The sequence below is a fragment of the Modestobacter altitudinis genome (genome assembly GCF_005930475.1).
GTDB classification, from domain to species: Bacteria; Actinomycetota; Actinomycetes; order Mycobacteriales; family Geodermatophilaceae; genus Modestobacter; species Modestobacter altitudinis.
Genome location: NZ_SJEW01000050.1, coordinates 1 through 17413, shown reverse-complemented (window position 1 = coordinate 17413; position 17413 = coordinate 1). Strand labels below are relative to the sequence as shown.

Sequence of the window (17413 nt, the reverse complement as noted above, 5' to 3'; positions counted from 1 at the left end):
CTCCGACGGTAGTTGCGGCGTGCTCCGGACCCCGGCCGAGGCTTCCGTCCAGCGGTCGTCCCCGCCCGGAGGACGCGCGGTCGGGCTCCGTAGCGTCAGGGGCCGGACACCGGGAGAGGGGACGGCGATGCCGGACTGGGTGCAGGACGCGGTGTGGTGGCACGTCTACCCGCTCGGCTTCGTCGGCGCGGAGCGGGAGGCGCCGGCCGACGGCGCGGTCACCCACCGGCTGGACCGGCTGACCGCCTGGCTGGACTACGCCGTCGAGCTCGGCGCCAACGGGCTCGCACTGGGGCCGGTGTTCGCCTCGAGCACGCACGGCTACGACACCGTCGACCACTCGCGGATCGACCCGCGGCTGGGCGACGACGCCGACTTCGACGCCCTGGTGGCCGCCGCCCACGACCGTGGCCTGCGGGTGCTGTTGGACGGCGTGTTCAACCACGTGGGCCGGGAGCACCCGGCCTTCCGCGCCGTCCTGGAGCAGGGCCCGGCGGCGCCGACAGCAGACTGGTTCCGGCTGCGCTGGCCGCACGGGCGCGACGCCGAGCCGGAGTACGACGCCTTCGAGGGCCACGGCCAGCTGGTGGCGCTGGACCACTCCGCGCCGGCCGTCGCGGACTGGGTCACCGAGGTGATGACCGCGTGGCTGGACCGCGGCGCCGACGGCTGGCGGCTGGACGCCGCCTACGCCGTCCCGACCTCGTTCTGGGCCACCGTGCTGTCCCGGGTGCGGGCCCGGCACCCCGACGCCTACCTGGTCGGCGAGGTGATCCACGGCGACTACACCCGGGTCGTCCGGGAGTCCGGCATGGACGCGGTCACCCAGTACGAGCTGTGGAAGGCGGTCTGGAGCTCGCTCAACGACGGCAACCTGCACGAGCTGGCGCACGCGCTGGGCCGGCACGACGGGTTCTGCGAGGTCTTCGCGCCGCTGACCTTCGTCGGCAACCACGACGTCACCCGGATCGCCAGCCGGCTCACCGACGTCCGGCACCTGCCGCACGCGCTGGCCGTGCTGTTCACCGTCGGCGGCACGCCGTCGGTCTACGCCGGGGACGAGCAGGCCTTCACCGGGGTCAAGGAGGACCGGGCCGGTGGGGACGACGCCGTCCGGCCGCCGTTCCCGGACGGCCCCGACGGGCTCGCGCCGTTCGGCTGGCCCACCTACCGGCTGCACGAGCAGCTGATCGGCCTGCGCCGCCGGCACCGCTGGCTGCACCGGGCCCGGACGACGCCGCTGCACCGGGACAACCGGCAGCTCAGCTACGCCGCGAGCGCGGACGGCGAGCGGCTGGTCGTGGCCCTGAACCTGGCCGACGAGCCGGCCCGGCTGCCGGCACCCGGGGCCGGTGCGGTGCTCGCCGGCGCCGGGACCGTGCGCCGGGACACCGTCGAGCTGGCTGCGCACGGGTGGGCCATCCTGGAGGGGTGAGCAACCGCACAGCCGTCGCCGGGAATGGCCCGACGGCGTGGCGGCGTCGTCCCTGCACGTGACCGCACCGACCGACACGACGTCCTCGCGCGCCTATGCGGTCTGGTTGGTCGGCCTGCTCGCCTACGCCGTCGCGATCTTCCACCGTGCCTCGCTCGGCGTCGCCGGGCTCGAGGCGCAGGAGCGGTTCTCCGCCGGCGCGTCGGCGATCTCGCTGTTCCTGGTGCTCCAGCTGGCGGTCTACGCCGCCCTGCAGGTGCCGGTCGGGGTCGCGCTGGACCGGTTCGGTTCGCGCCGGGTCGTCATCGCCGGGGCGGTGACCATGGCCGCCGGTCAGCTGGTGCTCGCGCTGGCCACCGACGTGCCCACCGCGGTCGCCGCCCGGGTGCTGGTCGGCGCCGGCGACGCCATGACGTTCATCAGCGTGCTCCGGCTCGTGCCGCTGTGGTTCCCCGGCCGCACCGTCCCGGTGATCACCCAGCTCACCGGCATCCTCGGCCAGGTCGGGCAGATCGTGGCCGCCTACCCGCTGGTCACGCTGCTGCACTCGGCCGGCTGGACGCCGACCTTCCTCGGTGCGGCCGCGGTCGGCGTGCTGGTGGCGGTCCTCGTGCTGGTGGCGCTGCGCGACGCGCCGCCGGGAACCGTGGCCGCCGCGCCGGCCGGGATGGCGGTGGTCCGGCGCAACCTGGTCGCGGCCTGGCGCGAGCCCGGCACCCGGATCGGGCTGGCCACCCATCTGGTCACCCAGTTCTCCGGCACCGTGTTCGCCCTGCTGTGGGGTTACCCGTTCCTCACCATCGGGCAGGGGCTGTCCGCCGGTGTCGCGGCGTCGCTGCTCAGCCTGCTGGTGCTGGTCGGGATGGCCTTCGGGCCGCTGCTGGGCCAGCTGGTCGGCCGCTGGCCGCTGCGCCGTTCCAACCTGGTGTTCGGCATCCTCGGCGCCACCGCCACCGTCTGGACCGTGGTGCTGCTGTGGCCGGGTCGGGCGCCGCTGTGGCTGCTGGTGGTGCTGATCATCGTGCTCGGCACCAACGGGCCCGGCTCGATGATCGGCTTCGACTACGCGCGCACCGAGAACCCGGTGGAGCGCTCCGGCAGCGCCAGCGGCGTGGTGAACGTCGGTGGCTTCGTCGCCTCGCTGTGCACCGTGCTGGCGATCGGCTTCGTGCTGGACGCGATGACCCCGGGCGCCTCGACCGACTACTCGCTGGACGCGTTCCGGGCGGCGTTCGCGGTGCAGTACGTCTTCTGGGTCCTCGGCGGGGTCGGGGTGGTCGTCCACCGCCGCCAGCTGCGCGCCCGGATGGCCCGGGACGGTGTCGTCCTCGTCCCGCTGGTGGTGGCGGCGCGGGCCCGGCTGCGCGGCGGGTCCGCCTACCCCGTGGGGCCGTCGGCCGGCGACTGAGCGGCGCGGGCGAGGACGAGCGCGTGGTCGAAGCGCCGGCCGTCCCGCTCAACGGGCAGGACCAGGTGCTCCACGTCGGTGGCGCCCGGCAGGGTGGCCAGCCGCCCGGCCAGCTCCGGTGCCGGGTCACTGGACCAGATCGCCAGCACCCCACCGGGCCGCAGCGCCGCCAGCGCCGCCGTCAGCCCGGCCCCGGCGTAGAGGCCGGCGTTGAACTGGTGCACCAGGAAGGCCGGGCCGTTGTCGACGTCCAGCAGCACGGCGTCCCAGCGGCCGGGGGAGCCGGCCAGGGTGTCTGCGACGTCGCCGACGAGGAGCCGCAGCCGCCCGGCGGGCAGCTCCGGCAGGCCGGGCAGCAGGCCCGCGCCGGCCCAGCCGACCAGCGCGGGCTGCAGCTCGGCGACGTCGACCGCAGCGACCCGCGGGTCGGCGAGCACGGTCGCCGCGGTCCAGCCCAGCCCGAGCCCGCCGACCAGCACCCGCAGGTCCGCCCCGGGACAGCGGCGCAGCGCCTCGGTGGCCAGCGCGCGCTCGGTCGAGGTGTCGACGTCGTCCATCGCGAACACGCCGTCGACGACCAGCTCGGTGACCGGTCCCCGTCGGCGCAGCACCACCTCGCCGTGCGCGCCGGAGTCCCGGCCCAGCTCGTGCAGCTCGTCCTCGGCGATCACCGGGGGAGTCTGACCCAGCACCCGGCCGAGCCGTCAGCCGCGGGGGTCGTCGGGGCCGTGCTGGTGCCGGGCCAGTCCTCCCCGCACGTGCGCGACCATCTCCGCGGCCGCACGGTCGGGGTCGCCGCTGCGCAGCGCGGCAAGCACGTCGGCGTGGTCGGTGACCAGGTCGACGTGGTCCTGGACCGAGGTGAAGTAGTCGCCCCAGGCCTGCATGGTCACGCTGCGCCCCCAGAGGTCGTCGAACAGCTCGAGCAGGAACGGGTTGCCCGACGCCTCGACGACGGCCCGGTGCGCCAGCCGGTTGGCCCGGAAGACGTCCGGCCCGCTGGACCCGGCCGCGGTGGACAGCCGGCGCAGCGTGGCCTCGATGTCGTCGACGGAGGAGACGGCCCGGGCGGCGACCAGCCGTGCGGCCTGCCCCTCGACGGCCTCGCGGACCTCGTAGAGGTGGCCGATGTCCGTGCTGGTCAGGTCCGGGACCACGTACCCGCGCCCCTCGCCGGCCCGGATGGTGCCCTCGCGCTCCATCCGCTGGAGGGCCTCGCGCACCGGCGTCCGGCTGATCCCCAGCCGCACGGCGAGGACGTCCTGCACCAGCCGGTCCCCGGGGGCGAGCTCGCCGGAGAGCAGGGCGTCGGTCAGCCGCTCGTAGGCGAGGTCGGCCAGGGATCGGGCCTCGATGCGACGCAGGTCCACCGAATCGCCCTTCCTACCAGTGTGATGCATGCCACTTCTAGTCCTTGGAGGGCTCTCGTACACGGTATACGGTCCGCGGCACGAACCCTGAACCCTGCGGGTTCGGCACCCTGTCGAGGAGGCCCCCGTGGCAATCCAGTTCCCAGACGTCACGACGACGACGAGCAGCTCCCCGCTGGCGCCGCTGAGCGCCGAGGAGATCAGCCGGGCGTCGGCCGTCCTGCGCGACCAGCGAGACCTCGGGCCGCGAGTGCGGTTCGTGTCGGTGACCCTGCAGGAGCCGCCCAAGCCCGAGGTGCTGGCCTGGCAGCGCGGCGGGTCGGCGCCCCCGGAGCGGTCGGCGTTCGCCGTCCTCTACGACCGGGAGACGCAGCAGACGATCGAGACGGTGGTGTCGCTGACCTCGAGCGTGGTCACCTCGTGGCAGGTGGTCGAGGGCGTGCAGCCCGGGGTGATGCTCGAGGAGTTCTTCGCCACCGAGGAGATCACCCGGGCCGACCCGCGCTGGCAGGAGGCCATGCGCAAGCGCGGTGTCACCGACTTCTCGCTGGCCATGATCGACCCCTGGGCCGCCGGCTACGACCTCGAGGACCCGCTCGGCCGCCGGCTGATCCGGCCGCTGACCTTCGTCCGGTCCCGCGAGGACGACAACGGCTACGCCCGCCCGGTCGAGGGGCTCATCGTCCTGGTCGACCTGGACCTCATGGAGGTCATCGACGTCCGGGACCACGGCGTGGTGCCGCTGCCGGAGAAGGCGGGCAACTACATGCCCGAGCTGATGTTCGACGACGACAACCGCCCGGCCCACACGCACGTCCGCGACGACGTCCGACCGATCGAGATCACCCAGCCGGAGGGGCCCAGCTTCACCGTCGACGGGCACGCGGTGAGCTGGCAGAAGTGGCGGCTCCAGGTGGGCTACAGCCCGCGCGAGGGACTCGTCCTGCACCAGGTCGGCTACGAGGACCGGGGCCGGCTGCGCCCGGTGATCTACCGGGCGTCGCTGTCGGAGATGTACATCCCCTACGCGGACCCTGCCCCCACCCACCGGATCAAGAACGTCTTCGACGAGGGCGAGTACGGCGTCGGCCTGCTGCTCAACCCGCTGCAGCTGGGCTGCGACTGCCTCGGCGAGATCTTCTACTTCGACGCCGTCGCCAACGACCAGGACGGCGAGCCGGTCACCATCCCCAACGCCATCTGCATGCACGAGGAGGACTACGGCGTCGGCTGGAAGCACACCGACTTCCGCACCGAGAAGATGGAGGTCCGCCGGTCCCGGCGGCTGGTCGTCTCCTGCTTCGCCACCGTCGGCAACTACGAGTACGGGTTCTTCTGGTACCTCTACACCGACGGGACGATCCAGTTCGAGGTCAAGCTGACCGGGGTCATCTCCACCGGCGCCGTGCCGGTCGGTGAGCAGCCCCGCTTCGGCACCCTGGTCGCCCCCGGCCTGTACGGGCCGCACCACCAGCACTTCTTCAACGTCCGGCTGGACATGCAGGTCGACGGCGAGGCCAACTCCGTCTACGAGGTCGACGCCGCGGCGCTGCCCCCGGGCGAGGACAACCCCTACGGCAACGCCTGGGTCACGCAGAAGACCCTGCTGGCCAGGGAGAGCGAGGCCCAGCGGCTGATCAACCCGTTCGTCGGCCGTACCTGGCAGATCGTGAACCCCTCCTCGGTCAACGAGCTGGGACAGCCGGCCGGGTACAAGCTCATGCCGGGGGACAACGTGCTGCCGCTGCAGCAGGAGGGCTCGCAGGCGTGGGACCGGGCGCAGTTCGCCTACAAGCACCTGTGGGTCACCCGCTACGAGCAGGGTGAGCTGTTCGCCGCCGGCGACTACCCGAACCAGAGCCAGCGGCCCGGTGGCCTCCCGGAGTACGTCAAGGCCGACCGGTCGCTGGAGGACACCGACGTCGTCGTCTGGTACTCCTTCGGCGCCCACCACGTCGTCCGCCCCGAGGACTGGCCGGTCATGCCGGTGAGCTACGCCGGCTTCCACCTCAAGCCGGTCGGCTTCTTCGACGGCAACCCCGCGCTGGACATGCCGCGCTCGACGCCGGCCTGCCACGACGAGGCCGACGGGCACGGCTCCTGCCATGACATGGCCCCGGGCGAGACGGTCGGGCAGAGCGCGCGGGAGCAGGTGGCCGAGTGACCCAGGCGGCGGGGGGCCGCCAGCCGGCGCACTCCGACCAGGGGCTGGCGCACGAGTCGATGAGCCAGGCCGAGGTGATGGCCCAGTCGGTCGCCGGCATCGCCCCGAGTGCGGTCATGGCGACCGGGCCGGCGCTGATCGTGCTCTTCGCCGGCCCGGGGGCGTGGCTGTCCTACGTGGCGGCGACGGTCATCGTCGTCCTGGTCGGGCTGTGCGTCGCCCAGTTCGCCCGGCGGTTCGCCTCCTCGGGGTCGCTGTACAGCTACGTCGCCCGGGGACTGGGGCCCACCGGTGCGTTCGCCACCGGCTGGAGCCTGGTCATCGGCTACGCCTGCATCGCCATGCTCGGCGTGACGCTCATCGGGCCCTTCCTCGGCAGCCTGCTCGACCGGATCGGGCTGCCGGGGATGACCTCGAACACCGCGTACATCGTGATGACGGCGCTCGCCACGGTGGCCGCGGCGACCTTCGCGATCGTCGGCATCAAGATCTCCACGCGGGTGGGACTGGTCCTCGAGGTCATCTCGGTCGCCGCCGTCCTGCTGGTGCTCGTCGTCGTGGTCGCCCGCGGCGGCGACGACGCGGCGCCGTCGCTGTTCGACCTGTCCGGCACCAGCTTCGACGGCGTCACCTACGGGATCGTGCTGGCGGTGCTGGGCTTCGTCGGGTTCGAGAGCTCGGCCAGTCTGGGGGCGGAGGCACGCAACCCGCACCGGACGATCCCCCGGGCGGTGATCGGCAGCGCGGTGCTGGTCGGCGTGCTGTACGTCTTCGCCTCCATCTCCTCGGTGATGGGCTTCGGCGGTGTCGAGGCGCTGAGCGGGAGCGCGGCGCCGGTCAGCGAGCTGGCCGAGCGGTACGGACTGAGCAGCATCGTCTGGATCGTCGACCTGGGGGTGGCCGCGTCGTTCTTCGCGGTGGCGATCGCCAGCATCAACGCCGCGTCCCGGGTGCTGTACACCATGGGCGAGGAGGACGTGCTGCCCGCGGCCCTCGGTCGGGCGCACCGCAGCTACAAGACGCCACACGTGGCCATCGGCATCCTCGCCCCGATCATCGGGCTGGTGCCGGTGGTGCTGATGATCGCCGGCCGCGGGCCGTTCGACGTCTACGCCTACGTGGGCACGGTCGGCACCTTCGGCTACATGGTGGGCTACCTGCTCATGGCGGTCGCGCTGCCGTTCTTCCTGAGGCGGCGGGGCGAGGGCAACCCGATGTCGACGGTCCTGTCGGTCGTCGTCGTGGCGGCGCTGCTGTACGTCTTCTACAAGAACGTCATCCCGGTGCCGGAGTACCCGCTCAACCTGCTGCTGCCGATCTTCGTCGCCGTCCTGGCGCTGGGGATGGGCTGGTACGTCGTCGTGCGAGCCCGGCGGCCCGAGGTGATGGCCGAGGTCGGCAGCACCGAGGAGGAACCCGTCGCGCCGCACCCGGACGGACCCCGGATCCCTCCGCCGGCCTCGCCCGTCCGCTCCGAGACGGGCCCGCCGGTCGGACAGTCGTGACCGCCGGCGAGCACGACGGGGTCGCCGTCGCGGGTCGGGTCGCGGCGGTGGCCGGGGCGGTGTGCGTCGCGGTGCACCTGGTCACGGCCACCTCCGGGGGCCACGGCGGTGCGGTGGAGCGGGTCGTGTTCGTCGCCATGGCGGTGGCCTGCCTGCCGTGCGTCCGGGCGCTGTGGCAGCGTCCGGTGCGAGGCGTGTGGCAGGCCACCGCGGTCATGTACGGCGGCATGGCGTTCCTGCACCTCCTCCTGCTCAGCGCGGCGTCGGGCGGGTCCGGGCACCTGGCCGGCGGGTCCCCGGTGCACGCCGGGGCGGACGTCGGCATGTGGGGCGGGCTGCTGCTGGCCGCCCTGCAGGTGGCGCTGGCCGGCACCGTGCTGGCCAGCGGTCGGCTGCGGGAGCAGGAGGACCCGGTCCGGGTGCCCGCAGGCTGACCGGCGCCGGTCAGGGGACGGCCAGCCACCCGAGGAGCTGGGCCGCGGTCCACCCCGGGTCCTCGATCGCGAGCAGGTGGCCGACACCGGGGCGGACGCGGAAGATCCAGTCCGGCCGGGTCGCCGCCAGGGCGGCTGCCTGGTCGGCCCGGGCGAGCGGGTCGTCGGCACCCTGCAGCCACAGCACCGGGACGGCGATGCCGGCGAGCGTCTCCCGCCAGGCCGCGGCGTGCCCGAGCAGCGCCATCGTGTCCAGGATGCCGGCCCACTGCACGGCCTGGGCGCGGCCGGCGTCCGGCTGCCCGGCGCGGCGGCGGGTCTCCACCACCACGGCGGCCACCCCCTCGGCGGGGATCCGGTCGACGTGCGGCGTCGCCTGGCGCAGCTGCTGTTCGACGACCTGCTCGGCGGTGAGCCGGGCGACCTTCCGGGCGACCGCGGCCGAGACCCCGGGCAGCCGGAGGAGCGCCCGCCGGGCCAGCAGCGCCCGGTCGAGCCGGCCGGAGGAGCCGGGCACCGGCGGGCTCAGCAGCGCCAGCCGGTCGACGTCCTCGGGGTGCTGGGCGGTGTGCTGCAGCGCCAGCACGCCGCCCATCGAGTGACCGAGCAGCACCACCGGCTGCCCGACCACCTCGGACACGAAGCGGTGCAGCAGCACCAGGTCGTCGGCGAGCGCGGGCCTCCCGGCCGGGATGCCGCTGCCCCCGTGCCCCCACAGGTCGACGGCGAGCACCCGGTGGGTGGCGGTGAGCCGGGGCGCGAGCAGCCCCCAGGTCAGTGCCGAGCCGCCCAGCCCGTGCACCGCGAGGACGACGGGCGCGCCCACCGGCCCGCCCAGGTCCAGGTGGTGCACCGGTCCGTCGAGGTCGGTGACGTGCGAGGTCGCTCCGGCGGGCCACTCGAGGGCGCGGGACACCCACGAGGTCTACCGGTCCGACCGCCGCCGCGTCCAGACGTCAGCGGGTGCGGAACCGCAGGACCTGACCGGCCCCTCGGCGGGGATGCGGTCGACGTGCGGCGTCGCCTGGTGCAGCTGCTGCTCCACGACCTGCTCGGCGGTGAGCGGCATCGAGGCGCCCGGTCAGCCGGGGCCGCGGGACCAGGGTGGCCGGTACCGGCGGGACCAGCAGCTTGCTCCGGAGCAGCGGGCTGCGGACGTCGGCCGAGCGGGACACCGGGTCTCCTCCGCGCACGGGACCGCGAGCGGTCTTGGGGACACGAGTCAACCGGGCGGTGTGCCGTCCAGGCGCACCCAGCTCGGTCAGCCGGGGCCCGCTCCGGGAGGTGGCCGCTGGAAGTCGGCCGGGGACCACGTGGGCGGGGCAGGGGGCGGCTCCTCGGGCGCAACGACCGGGTCGGCCGCGGGGACCTCGGTGCCGTCCGCCGACGGGGCCGTCGGCACCGGTGCGGAGGTGGTCCCGACCGGGGTCGTACCGGCAGGCAGCGGCCGCGCCGTCCAGCCGGCCAGCAGCGCGGCCGCCAGCGCCGTCGCACCTGCCCCCCCGATGAGCCATCCGCCGGTGTGCACGGTCACGGCGGTCGTCACCTCCGGCGACATCGCCGCCTGGGCAACGGCTGCCTGGTAGTCGAGGTAGACCGTCAGCGCGGCGCCCGCGGTGACGGCCGCTCCGGCGAGCACCAGCAGAGGGGCCACCGAGCCCCGCCGCGGCACCGACCAGGCCAGCATCCCGGCAGTGAGCAGCACGGCGCCGACCAGGAACGGGATGGCGATGCGCGTGGCGGACACGGCGATGTCGGCCTGTCCGGAGAAGTGCTGGGTCGCGCCCCAGCCGGTGACCCGGTAGCTCTGCACGGCCACGCCGATGTCCCAGCGGATCGAGTAGATGTCCTGGATGGGCGCCACGACGGCCAAGCCGGCGGTCACCGCGGCGGCGACCTGCAGCCCGACCGCCCGCCGGCGCGGCGCCGCGGGCGGTCGGGCTGTCGAGTCGTTGGCCGACCCGATCGATCCCGTGCTCTCGCTCATGCCCGGCTCCCGCGCAGCCGCAGCGTCTGGCCGGGCCGGAGCTGGGCGCACCGGTCCACGTCGGCGTCCACCACGTAGCCGATCACCGGGTAGCCGCCGGTGACCGGGTGGTCGGCGAGGAAGAGCACCGGGGTGCCGGCCGGTGGCACCTGCAGCGCGCCGCGCACCATGCCCTCGCTGGGCAGCTCGCCGGCGCGCACCCGGTCCAGCGGGACGCCGTCCAGCCGCACGCCGACCCGGTTGCTGTCGCTGCTGACGGTCCAGGGCCGCCCGACCAGGCCCGACCAGCCGGCGGCGCCGAACCAGTCGGCGCGCGGCCCGGGCAGCACCGCGACGGTCACCGCCCCCGCAGGCGGGTCGGCCACCGGGGCGAGGTCCACCCCGGCCGGCGGGGAGGTCGGCGGGCCCACCGGCAGCACGTCGCCGGGCGCGACGACGGGCGGGCCCAGCCCGGCGAGGACGTCGGTGGCGCGGGAGCCGAGCACCGGCGGGACGGCGATGCCGCCGCGGACGGCGAGGTAGCTGCGCAGTCCACCGGCGGGGGCGCCGAGCCGCAGCTCCGCGCCGGCCCGGAGCAGCGTCGGTGCGGCGTGCGGCGCACCCGGGCAGCGCGCCCCGGTGGTGACCACGAGCAGGTCGGACCCGGCGCGCACGGCCAGCCCGCCGAACGTCACCTCGAGCACCGCCGCGTCCGGGGGGTTGCCGACCAGCCGGTTCGCCAGCGCCGCCGAGGCGCGGTCGCAGACGCCGGAGCGCCCGATGCCCAGTGCCGCCTGCCCGGGACGCCCCTCGTCCTGGACGGTCGTGAGCGGCCCGGTGGCCAGCACGGTGAGGGTCTTCATGCGACCTCGAACCGCACCCGGTTGCCCGGTCGGAGCAGGGCCGCCGGATCGCGGTCCAGGTCGAAGACCGCCACGTCCGTGCGCCCGATCAGCTGCCAGCCGCCGGGGGACTCCCGTGGGTAGATGCCGCTGAACTCCCCGGCGAGCGCCACGGAGCCCGGTGGGACCCTGGTGCGCGGGGTGGACCGGCGCGGCACCTCCCACCCGGCGCCGGGCTGGGCCAGGTAGCCGAAGCCCGGCGAGAAGCCGCAGAAGGCGACCGTCCACTCGGCTCCGGTGTGCCGCTGCACCAGCTCATCGATCGACATCGACAGCAGGTCGGCGGCCTCGGCGAGGTCCGCGCCGTCGTAGTGCACCGGCAGGCTGACGGAGTCCCCGTCGGCGCGGGCGTCCGGACGGGGCGTGGTCCGGCGCACCGCGTCGGCGACCGCCGCCAGGGTGGTGCGGGCCGGGTCGGTGACCAGCAGCACCGTCCGCGCCGCCGGGACGACGTCGACGACGCCCGCCGGCGGCTCCGCGGCCAGCGCCGCGTACAGCCCGAGGACGTCGTCGAGGGAGTCCAGCTCGACCAGCAGGGCGGTGCTGCCGCTGGGCAGGAGCCGCATCAGGGCGCGAAGGGGGCCACGGTGACCCCCGCGGTGGTCAGGGCCTCGCGCACCTGCCGGGCGATCTCCACCGCGCCGGGGGTGTCGCCGTGCACGCAGATCGACTCCGGCGTGAGGACCAGCGGGCCACCGTCGACGTCGGCGATCAGGTCGCCGGTGGCCATGGCCACGCACCGCCGGGCGATCTCGGCCGGGTCGTGCAGCACGGCGCCGTCCAGCCGACGGGAGACGAGCGTGCCCTCAGGGGTGTACGCGCGGTCGGCGAAGGCCTCGGCGACAGTGGTCAGCCCGGCGGCCGCGGCCTGCGCCAGGAAGACGCTGCCCGGCAGCCCCAGCACCGGCAGCGTCCGGTCGTAGGCCACGACCGCCGCGACGACGGCAGCCGCCTGCTCCTCGTGGTGCACGATCGCGTTGTAGAGCGCGCCGTGCGGTTTGACGTAGCGGACCCGGTCGCCGGCGATCCGGGCGAAGGCCTCCAGCGCGCCGAGCTGGTAGACGACGTCGGCGGTCAGCGCCGCGGGCTCCATGTCGATGAACCGCCGGCCGAAGCCGGGCAGGTCGCGGTAACCGACCTGCGCACCGATGGCGACGCCGGACTCGACGGCCTTCGCGCAGACCCGCAGCATGATGCTGGCGTCGCTCGCGTGGAAGCCGCACGCGACGTTGGCGCTGGTGACCACGCCCAGCAGCGCGTCGTCGTCACCGAGCGTCCACTGGCCGAAGCCCTCGCCGAGGTCGGAGTTCAGGTCCACGGCTCCACCCTGCCTCACGAGAAGAGCTCGATCACCGGGCGGACGGAGTTGACCGCCAGGTACAGGGTGAGCAGCCAAGCGAGCCAGCCGATCGCCAGCAGCCAGCGTGGGTAGCGGTAGCCGTTCAGCAGGTCGGTGCGCCGGGTGGCGACCCACAGCAGGACGGCGATGCCGATGGGCAGCAGCAGCCCGTTGAAGGCGCCGGCGAACACCAGCAGCGTCGTGGGGGCGGTGCCGATCAGCAGGTAGGCCAGCGTGGTGACCGCGATGAACCCGACCACCATCAGCGTGCGGGTGCGGTCGCTGGTCCTGGTCCGGGAGGTGATGAAGGAGACCGACGTGTAGGAGGCGCCGATGACGCTGGTGATGGCCGCGGCCCACAGCACGATGCCGAACACCCGCAGCCCGACCTCGCCGGCGGCCTGCTCGAACGCCGACGCCGCCTGGTTGTCCGGGTCCAGGGCGGCGCCGCCGGTGACGACACCGAGGATGGCGAGGAAGAGCACGACGCGCATGACGGCGGTGATCAGGATGCCGGTGACCGAGCCGCGGGTGATGTCCCGGACGTGCGCGGGGCCGGTCACGCCGGAGTCGAGCAGCCGGTGGGCGCCGGCGTAGACGATGTACCCGCCGATCGTGCCGCCGACCAGGGTGGTGATGGCCAGGACGTCGACCTCCTCGGGGAGGACGACGTTCCGCAGCGCCTGCCCGACCGGCGGGCCCGAGGTGATCGCGATGTAGGCGGTCAGCAGGATCATCGCCAGGCCGAGGACGACGACGATGCGGTCGACCGCCACCCCTGCCTTCTTGCTCAGGAAGATGCCGATGGCGATGACCGCGGAGAGCGCCCCGCCGAGCTTCGGGTCCAGCCCCAGCATCGCGTCCAGCCCCAGTCCGGAGCCGGCGACGTTGCCGATGTTGAACACCAGCCCGCCGACCAGCAGGAAGCCGGCCATCACCCAGCCGAGCCCGGGGGCGACCAGGTTGCCCAGCTCCTGGGCGCGCCGGCCGCTGATCCCGATGACCCGCCAGACGTTCAGCTGCAGGGCGATGTCGACCAGGATCGAGATGACGATCGCGAAGGCGAACGCCGCGCCCAGCTGCACGGTGAAGGTCGTGGTCTGGGTGATGAAGCCCGGGCCGATGGCCGAGGTGGCCATCAGGAACATGGCGCCGAGCAGGGTCGAGCGGGTGCTCGTGGCCAGCCGGCCGCCGGGCGGCGCCGTGCCGGTCTGGGTGGCGGGCTGGTCCGGGGTGTGTGACATGGGCGCTCCAGGGTTCCTGCGGGCCGGTGGCGGATCCGGGAACTGCGCTGTTGCCTGGTGGTGATCGACCGTAGGGTCGTGCACGTCCTCCGGCAATCCGAGGGAGGTCTCCGATGACCACCACTGCTGTCCCGGCCACCACCGTCACCACCGGTACGGACCCGGTCGCCCGCCGCACTCCCGCCGACGCGCGGGCGCGCTACCGGGCCGGTCTCGCGGTGCCCAGCTCCGGGGAGGCGCCGGGCTCCACCCAGGCCAACCTCGTGGTCCTCCCACGGGACTGGGCCTGGGACATGCTGCTGTTCGGCCAGCGCAACCCGCAGCCGGTGCCGCTGCTGGACGTGACCGACCCCGGGTCCTACCGCACCGCGCTGGCGGCCGGCGCCGACCTGCGCACTGACCTGCCGCGGTACCGGGTCTGGCGCGACGGGGAGCTGGCCGACGAGCCCACCGACGTCACCGACCTGTGGACCGACGACCTGGTCGCCTTCCTCATCGGCTGCAGCTTCAGCTTCGAGACGGCGCTGCTCGACGCCGGGGTGCCGGTGCGCAACCTCGAGCAGGGGTGCAACGTGTCGATGTACCGCACCGACCGCCTGTGCCGCCCCGCCGGGCGGCTCGCCGGTCCGCTGGTGGTCTCGATGCGGCCGGTCCCCGGCCACCTGGTCGCCACGGCGGTCCAGGTCACCGCCCGGATGCCGCAGGTGCACGGGGCGCCCGTGCACGTCGGCTCGCCGTCGTCCCTGGGCATCCCCGACATCGGGCGGCCCGACTTCGGCGACCCGGTCGAGAGCGAGGACGGTGACGTCCCGGTGTTCTGGGCCTGCGGGGTCACGCCGCAGGCGGCCCTGATGGCCTCCCGACCGCCCTTCGCGATCACGCACGCGCCCGGGCACATGTTCATCACCGACGTGCCCGACGCGGTCTACCGGCAGGCGTGAGCGCCGCCGTCGTCGCCCGGCTGCGTGCTGCTGGCTGCGTCTTCGCCGAGGACGAGGCAGCGCTGCTGCTGGAGGCCGGCGGGGACCTCGACGCGCTCGTCGACCGACGGGTGGCCGGGGAGCCGCTGGAGCAGGTGCTGGGCTGGGCGGAGTTCTGCGGCCTGCGGTTCGCCGTCGCGCCCGGGGTCTTCGTGCCCCGGCAGCGCACCCGGTTGCTGGTGCGCGAGGCGGCGGCGCTGGCGCGCCCGGGGTCGGTCGTCCTGGACCTGTGCTGCGGCACCGGGGCGGTGGGCGTGGCCGTCGCGGCCGCGGTCGGCGCGGTCGAGCTGCACGCCGCGGACGTCGACCCGGTGGCGGTGGACTGCGCCCGGCGCAACGGCGCGGGCTCGGTGTACGGGGGGGACCTCTACGAGGCCCTGCCTGCCGCGCTGCGCGGCCGGGTCGACGTGCTGGTGGCCAACGCGCCCTACGTGCCGACCGGGGCGATCGCGCTGATGCCGCCGGAGGCCCGCGACCACGAGGCCCTGGCGGCCCTGGACGGCGGGGACGACGGGCTGGACGTGCAGCGCCGGGTGGCCGAGGGCGCCCCGGACTGGCTGTTCCCGGGTGGGTGGCTGCTGATCGAGACCAGCGGCGCGCAGGCGCCGGCGACGGTGGCCGCCATGACCCGGGCCGGGCTCACCGCGCGGGTGGTCGCGGACGAGGAGCTGGCCGGCACGGTGGTGGCCGGCCAGCTCCCGACTGCTTAGTTCGGCTCGACGCCGAAGGCGGTGGCCAGCTTCTCGATCTTGCGGGCGCGGCCGAGCCGCGGCAGGTCGCTGCCGTCCCGGATGACCTGTCCGCGGGCGTCGAAGTCGGCGAGGAAGTCCTGGGCCCACGCCACGTCCGACGGGGCGGGGCTGATCACCTCGTTGATCACCGGCAGCTGGTCCATGTCCAGGCACAGCTTCCCGGTCAGCCCGAGGGAGACGGTGAGGGCGGACTGCTCGCGCAGCACCGGGTGGCTGGTGCTCACCGTGGGGCCGTCGATCGGGCCGGGGAGCCCGCCGACCCGGCTGGCGATGACCAGCCGCGACCGCGGGTAGGCCATCGCCAGGTCGTCGGCGCTGGTGCCGGTGTCGCGGCGGTAGTCACCGCTGCCGAAGGCGAGCCGGAAGGCGCCGCGGGCGGAGGCGATCCGCACGGCCTCCTCGATGCCCAGCGCCGACTCGACCAGGGCGAGCACCGGGGTGTCCCCGCCGAGCCGGTCGTTGGTCTCGGTGACGTGCTCGGCGGCCTCGGTCTTGGCGAGCATCACGCCGGCGAGGCCGGGCAGGCCCTTGAGGGCGTCGACGTCGCCGGACCAGAACTCGGTGGACCGGTCGTTGATCCGCACCCAGGCGCGCTTCTCGCCGGAGGAGAGGTACTCGACCACGTCCTCGCGGGCGGCCGGCTTGCGGGCCGGGTCCACCGCGTCCTCGATGTCGAGCACCACCTGGTCCGCACGGGACTCGTGTGCGCTGTCGAACAACTCCGTCCGGGCGCCGTTGACCAGCAGCCACGAGCGGGCGATCCCTGGGTCTACTTGCCTGCCTCTGTGCACCACGGCGGCCATTCTGCTGACCGGGGTCCCGCGGACGGCGCGCGGGGTCGCCGGGAGCGGTCAGGCGGCGGTGCTGCGCAGCCGGTCGAGCAGGCCCACGTGCCAGTCGACGTCGACCCGCCGCCCGCTGGAGCCGCGCGGCCGGACGAGGTCGAAGCGGACCAGCTCCGGGTCGCGGCCGGGAGTGCGCGAGTCGGCCCAGAGCAGCGCGAGGTGCTCGCGGCGGGCCGGGTCGCCGGGGACGGCGTCGACGGCCAGCTGGAGCCGCAGCTGGGCGGTGGGCGCCTGGGAGTAGAAGTGCCGCAGCCCGTGGGTGTCGGCGGCCGGCAGCTCGCCGTCCTCGGAGTGCCACACCCGCAGCACCTCGGTGGGCGTGCGCAGGATGAGGCCGCTCATCGGCAGGCCGAGGTTGTCGTTGCCGGGCTCGAGCAGCTCGAGCTGGGTGCCGAACGGGTGGTCGACGTGCTCGGCGTAGGGCCGCAGCCGCTCCATCGCCTCCCGGCGGACCAGCTGGTGGTCGAGGTGGCGGTCGGCGGTGGGCTGCCAGTCGTGGGTGGCGTGGATGGCCCGGCTGACGGCCAGGCCGCGCAGCAGTGCGTCCCGCACCTCGACCAGCAGCGGGTGCAGCCGCCGCACGACGGCTTCGGAGGGGTGTGCCACGCCGGGGAGTCTGCCGGGCGGGTGTGACAGTCCGGGGGACCCGGGCCCAGGATCGGCCCCGTGCCTCCTCTCACCCTGGTCACCGGCGGCAGCCGGGGGATCGGCGCCGCCACCGTCCGCGCCCTCGCCGACCGCGGCCACGACGTGGTCGTCGGCCACCGCACCGGCTCCGCCGAGGCCCGGGCCGTGGTGGCCGACGCCGTGGCCCGCGGTGTGCGGGCGGTCGCCGTCCGCGCCGACGTCACCGACCCCGACGACGTCGACGCCCTCTTCGCCGCGGCCGGTGAGCTCGGGGCGGTGACCGGGCTGGTCGCGAACGCCGGCGTGACGGCGCACCTGGGCGACCTGGCCGACACCCCGGTGGACGTCGTCCGGCAGGTGCTGGAGGTGAACCTGCTCGGCGTGGTGCTGTGCGCCCGGCGCGCGGCGCAGCTGATGTCCCGCCGGCGGGGCGGGGCGGGTG

18 protein-coding genes are annotated in these 17413 nt (G+C 74.7%); 8 read left to right on the top strand and 10 right to left on the bottom strand.

Features of this window, described 5'->3' with window-relative positions:
* Positions 1-127: 127 nt before the first annotated feature.
* The gene (locus tag FHL79_RS17160; RefSeq protein WP_138759795.1) at positions 128-1435 is read left to right on the top strand and encodes an alpha-amylase family protein; all 1308 of its coding nucleotides are present in this window, start codon (positions 128-130) and stop codon (positions 1433-1435) included.
* Between the two features lie 58 nt (positions 1436-1493).
* On the top strand, positions 1494-2843 hold the full coding sequence (locus FHL79_RS17155; protein ID WP_138759794.1) for an MFS transporter: 1350 nt from the start codon (positions 1494-1496) through the stop codon (positions 2841-2843).
* Here the strand turns inward: FHL79_RS17155 and FHL79_RS17150 are convergent.
* Together FHL79_RS17150 and FHL79_RS17145 are read right to left on the bottom strand one after the other, a co-directional pair.
* On the bottom strand, positions 2813-3514 hold the full coding sequence (locus FHL79_RS17150; protein ID WP_138759793.1) for a spermidine synthase family protein: 702 nt from the start codon (positions 3512-3514) through the stop codon (positions 2813-2815). The genes FHL79_RS17155 and FHL79_RS17150 overlap by 31 nt on opposite strands.
* Before the next feature lie 33 nt (positions 3515-3547).
* Complete coding sequence (locus tag FHL79_RS17145) at positions 3548-4213, bottom strand: GntR family transcriptional regulator (RefSeq protein WP_171058208.1); 666 nt, start codon at positions 4211-4213, stop codon at positions 3548-3550.
* A 127-nt stretch (positions 4214-4340) separates the two neighbouring features.
* Between FHL79_RS17145 and FHL79_RS17140 the strand changes: the two genes are divergently transcribed.
* The 3 genes from FHL79_RS17140 to FHL79_RS17130 are packed head-to-tail and all read left to right on the top strand — an operon-like array spanning position 4341 to position 8316.
* Complete coding sequence (locus FHL79_RS17140) at positions 4341-6377, top strand: primary-amine oxidase (protein WP_138759791.1); 2037 nt, start codon at positions 4341-4343, stop codon at positions 6375-6377.
* Entirely contained in the window at positions 6374-7882 is a 1509-nt protein-coding gene (locus FHL79_RS17135) for an APC family permease (protein ID WP_246080915.1), read from the top strand. Before FHL79_RS17140 ends, FHL79_RS17135 begins: the two co-directional genes overlap by 4 nt.
* The gene (locus tag FHL79_RS17130; RefSeq protein WP_138759790.1) at positions 7879-8316 is read left to right on the top strand and encodes a hypothetical protein; all 438 of its coding nucleotides are present in this window, start codon (positions 7879-7881) and stop codon (positions 8314-8316) included. The genes FHL79_RS17135 and FHL79_RS17130 overlap by 4 nt, the downstream gene beginning before the upstream one ends.
* Positions 8317-8326: 10 nt before the next feature.
* Here FHL79_RS17130 and FHL79_RS17125 read toward each other — a convergent pair whose 3' ends face one another.
* The 6 genes from FHL79_RS17125 to FHL79_RS17100 form a co-directional block, all read right to left on the bottom strand.
* A complete protein-coding gene (locus tag FHL79_RS17125; RefSeq protein ID WP_138759789.1) occupies positions 8327-9232 on the bottom strand; it encodes an alpha/beta fold hydrolase in 906 nt (301 codons plus the stop codon).
* A 345-nt stretch (positions 9233-9577) separates the two neighbouring features.
* Positions 9578-10303: a hypothetical protein gene (locus FHL79_RS17120; protein WP_138759788.1), complete on the bottom strand. Its 726-nt coding sequence runs from the start codon at positions 10301-10303 to the stop codon at positions 9578-9580.
* Complete coding sequence (locus FHL79_RS17115) at positions 10300-11145, bottom strand: 5-oxoprolinase subunit C family protein (protein WP_138759787.1); 846 nt, start codon at positions 11143-11145, stop codon at positions 10300-10302. The genes FHL79_RS17120 and FHL79_RS17115 overlap by 4 nt, the downstream gene beginning before the upstream one ends.
* Entirely contained in the window at positions 11142-11750 is a 609-nt protein-coding gene (locus FHL79_RS17110; RefSeq protein WP_138759786.1) for a 5-oxoprolinase subunit B family protein, read from the bottom strand. The genes FHL79_RS17115 and FHL79_RS17110 overlap by 4 nt, the downstream gene beginning before the upstream one ends.
* Entirely contained in the window at positions 11750-12502 is a 753-nt protein-coding gene (locus tag FHL79_RS17105) for a LamB/YcsF family protein (protein ID WP_138759785.1), read from the bottom strand. Before FHL79_RS17105 ends, FHL79_RS17110 begins: the two co-directional genes overlap by 1 nt.
* 14 nt (positions 12503-12516) lie before the next feature.
* On the bottom strand, positions 12517-13767 hold the full coding sequence (locus tag FHL79_RS17100) for an NRAMP family divalent metal transporter (protein WP_138759784.1): 1251 nt from the start codon (positions 13765-13767) through the stop codon (positions 12517-12519).
* Between the two features lie 113 nt (positions 13768-13880).
* Between FHL79_RS17100 and FHL79_RS17095 the strand changes: the two genes are divergently transcribed.
* Entirely contained in the window at positions 13881-14708 is an 828-nt protein-coding gene (locus tag FHL79_RS17095) for a putative hydro-lyase (RefSeq protein ID WP_138759783.1), read from the top strand.
* The gene (locus FHL79_RS17090; RefSeq protein WP_138759782.1) at positions 14705-15457 is read left to right on the top strand and encodes a putative protein N(5)-glutamine methyltransferase; all 753 of its coding nucleotides are present in this window, start codon (positions 14705-14707) and stop codon (positions 15455-15457) included. Before FHL79_RS17095 ends, FHL79_RS17090 begins: the two co-directional genes overlap by 4 nt.
* Here the strand turns inward: FHL79_RS17090 and FHL79_RS17085 are convergent.
* Both FHL79_RS17085 and FHL79_RS17080 read right to left on the bottom strand, forming a co-directional pair.
* Positions 15454-16302 (bottom strand): HpcH/HpaI aldolase/citrate lyase family protein, encoded by an 849-nt coding sequence (locus FHL79_RS17085; protein WP_138759781.1) that lies wholly within the window; start codon positions 16300-16302, stop codon positions 15454-15456. The two genes, FHL79_RS17090 and FHL79_RS17085, sit on opposite strands and share 4 nt — an antisense overlap.
* A 48-nt stretch (positions 16303-16350) precedes the next feature.
* Entirely contained in the window at positions 16351-16950 is a 600-nt protein-coding gene (locus FHL79_RS17080) for a hypothetical protein (protein ID WP_138759780.1), read from the bottom strand.
* A 60-nt stretch (positions 16951-17010) separates the two neighbouring features.
* Between FHL79_RS17080 and FHL79_RS17075 the strand changes: the two genes are divergently transcribed.
* A partial coding sequence (locus FHL79_RS17075; protein ID WP_138759779.1) for an SDR family NAD(P)-dependent oxidoreductase occupies positions 17011-17413 on the top strand: 403 nt, incomplete at its 3' end.

Bases quoted from the DNA above. Each gene is read 5' to 3' on its own strand.
- FHL79_RS17115 (WP_138759787.1), bottom strand. From the start codon at position 11,145: ATGAAGACCCTCACCGTGCTGGCCACCGGGCCGCTCACGACCGTCCAG.
- FHL79_RS17120 (WP_138759788.1), bottom strand. From the start codon at position 10,303: ATGAGCGAGAGCACGGGATCGATCGGGTCGGCCAACGACTCGACAGCC.
- FHL79_RS17110 (WP_138759786.1), bottom strand. From the start codon at position 11,750: ATGCGGCTCCTGCCCAGCGGCAGCACCGCCCTGCTGGTCGAGCTGGAC.
- FHL79_RS17095 (WP_138759783.1), top strand. From the start codon at position 13,881: ATGACCACCACTGCTGTCCCGGCCACCACCGTCACCACCGGTACGGAC.
- FHL79_RS17160 (WP_138759795.1), top strand. From the start codon at position 128: ATGCCGGACTGGGTGCAGGACGCGGTGTGGTGGCACGTCTACCCGCTC.
- FHL79_RS17085 (WP_138759781.1), bottom strand. From the start codon at position 16,302: ATGGCCGCCGTGGTGCACAGAGGCAGGCAAGTAGACCCAGGGATCGCC.
- FHL79_RS17100 (WP_138759784.1), bottom strand. From the start codon at position 13,767: ATGTCACACACCCCGGACCAGCCCGCCACCCAGACCGGCACGGCGCCG.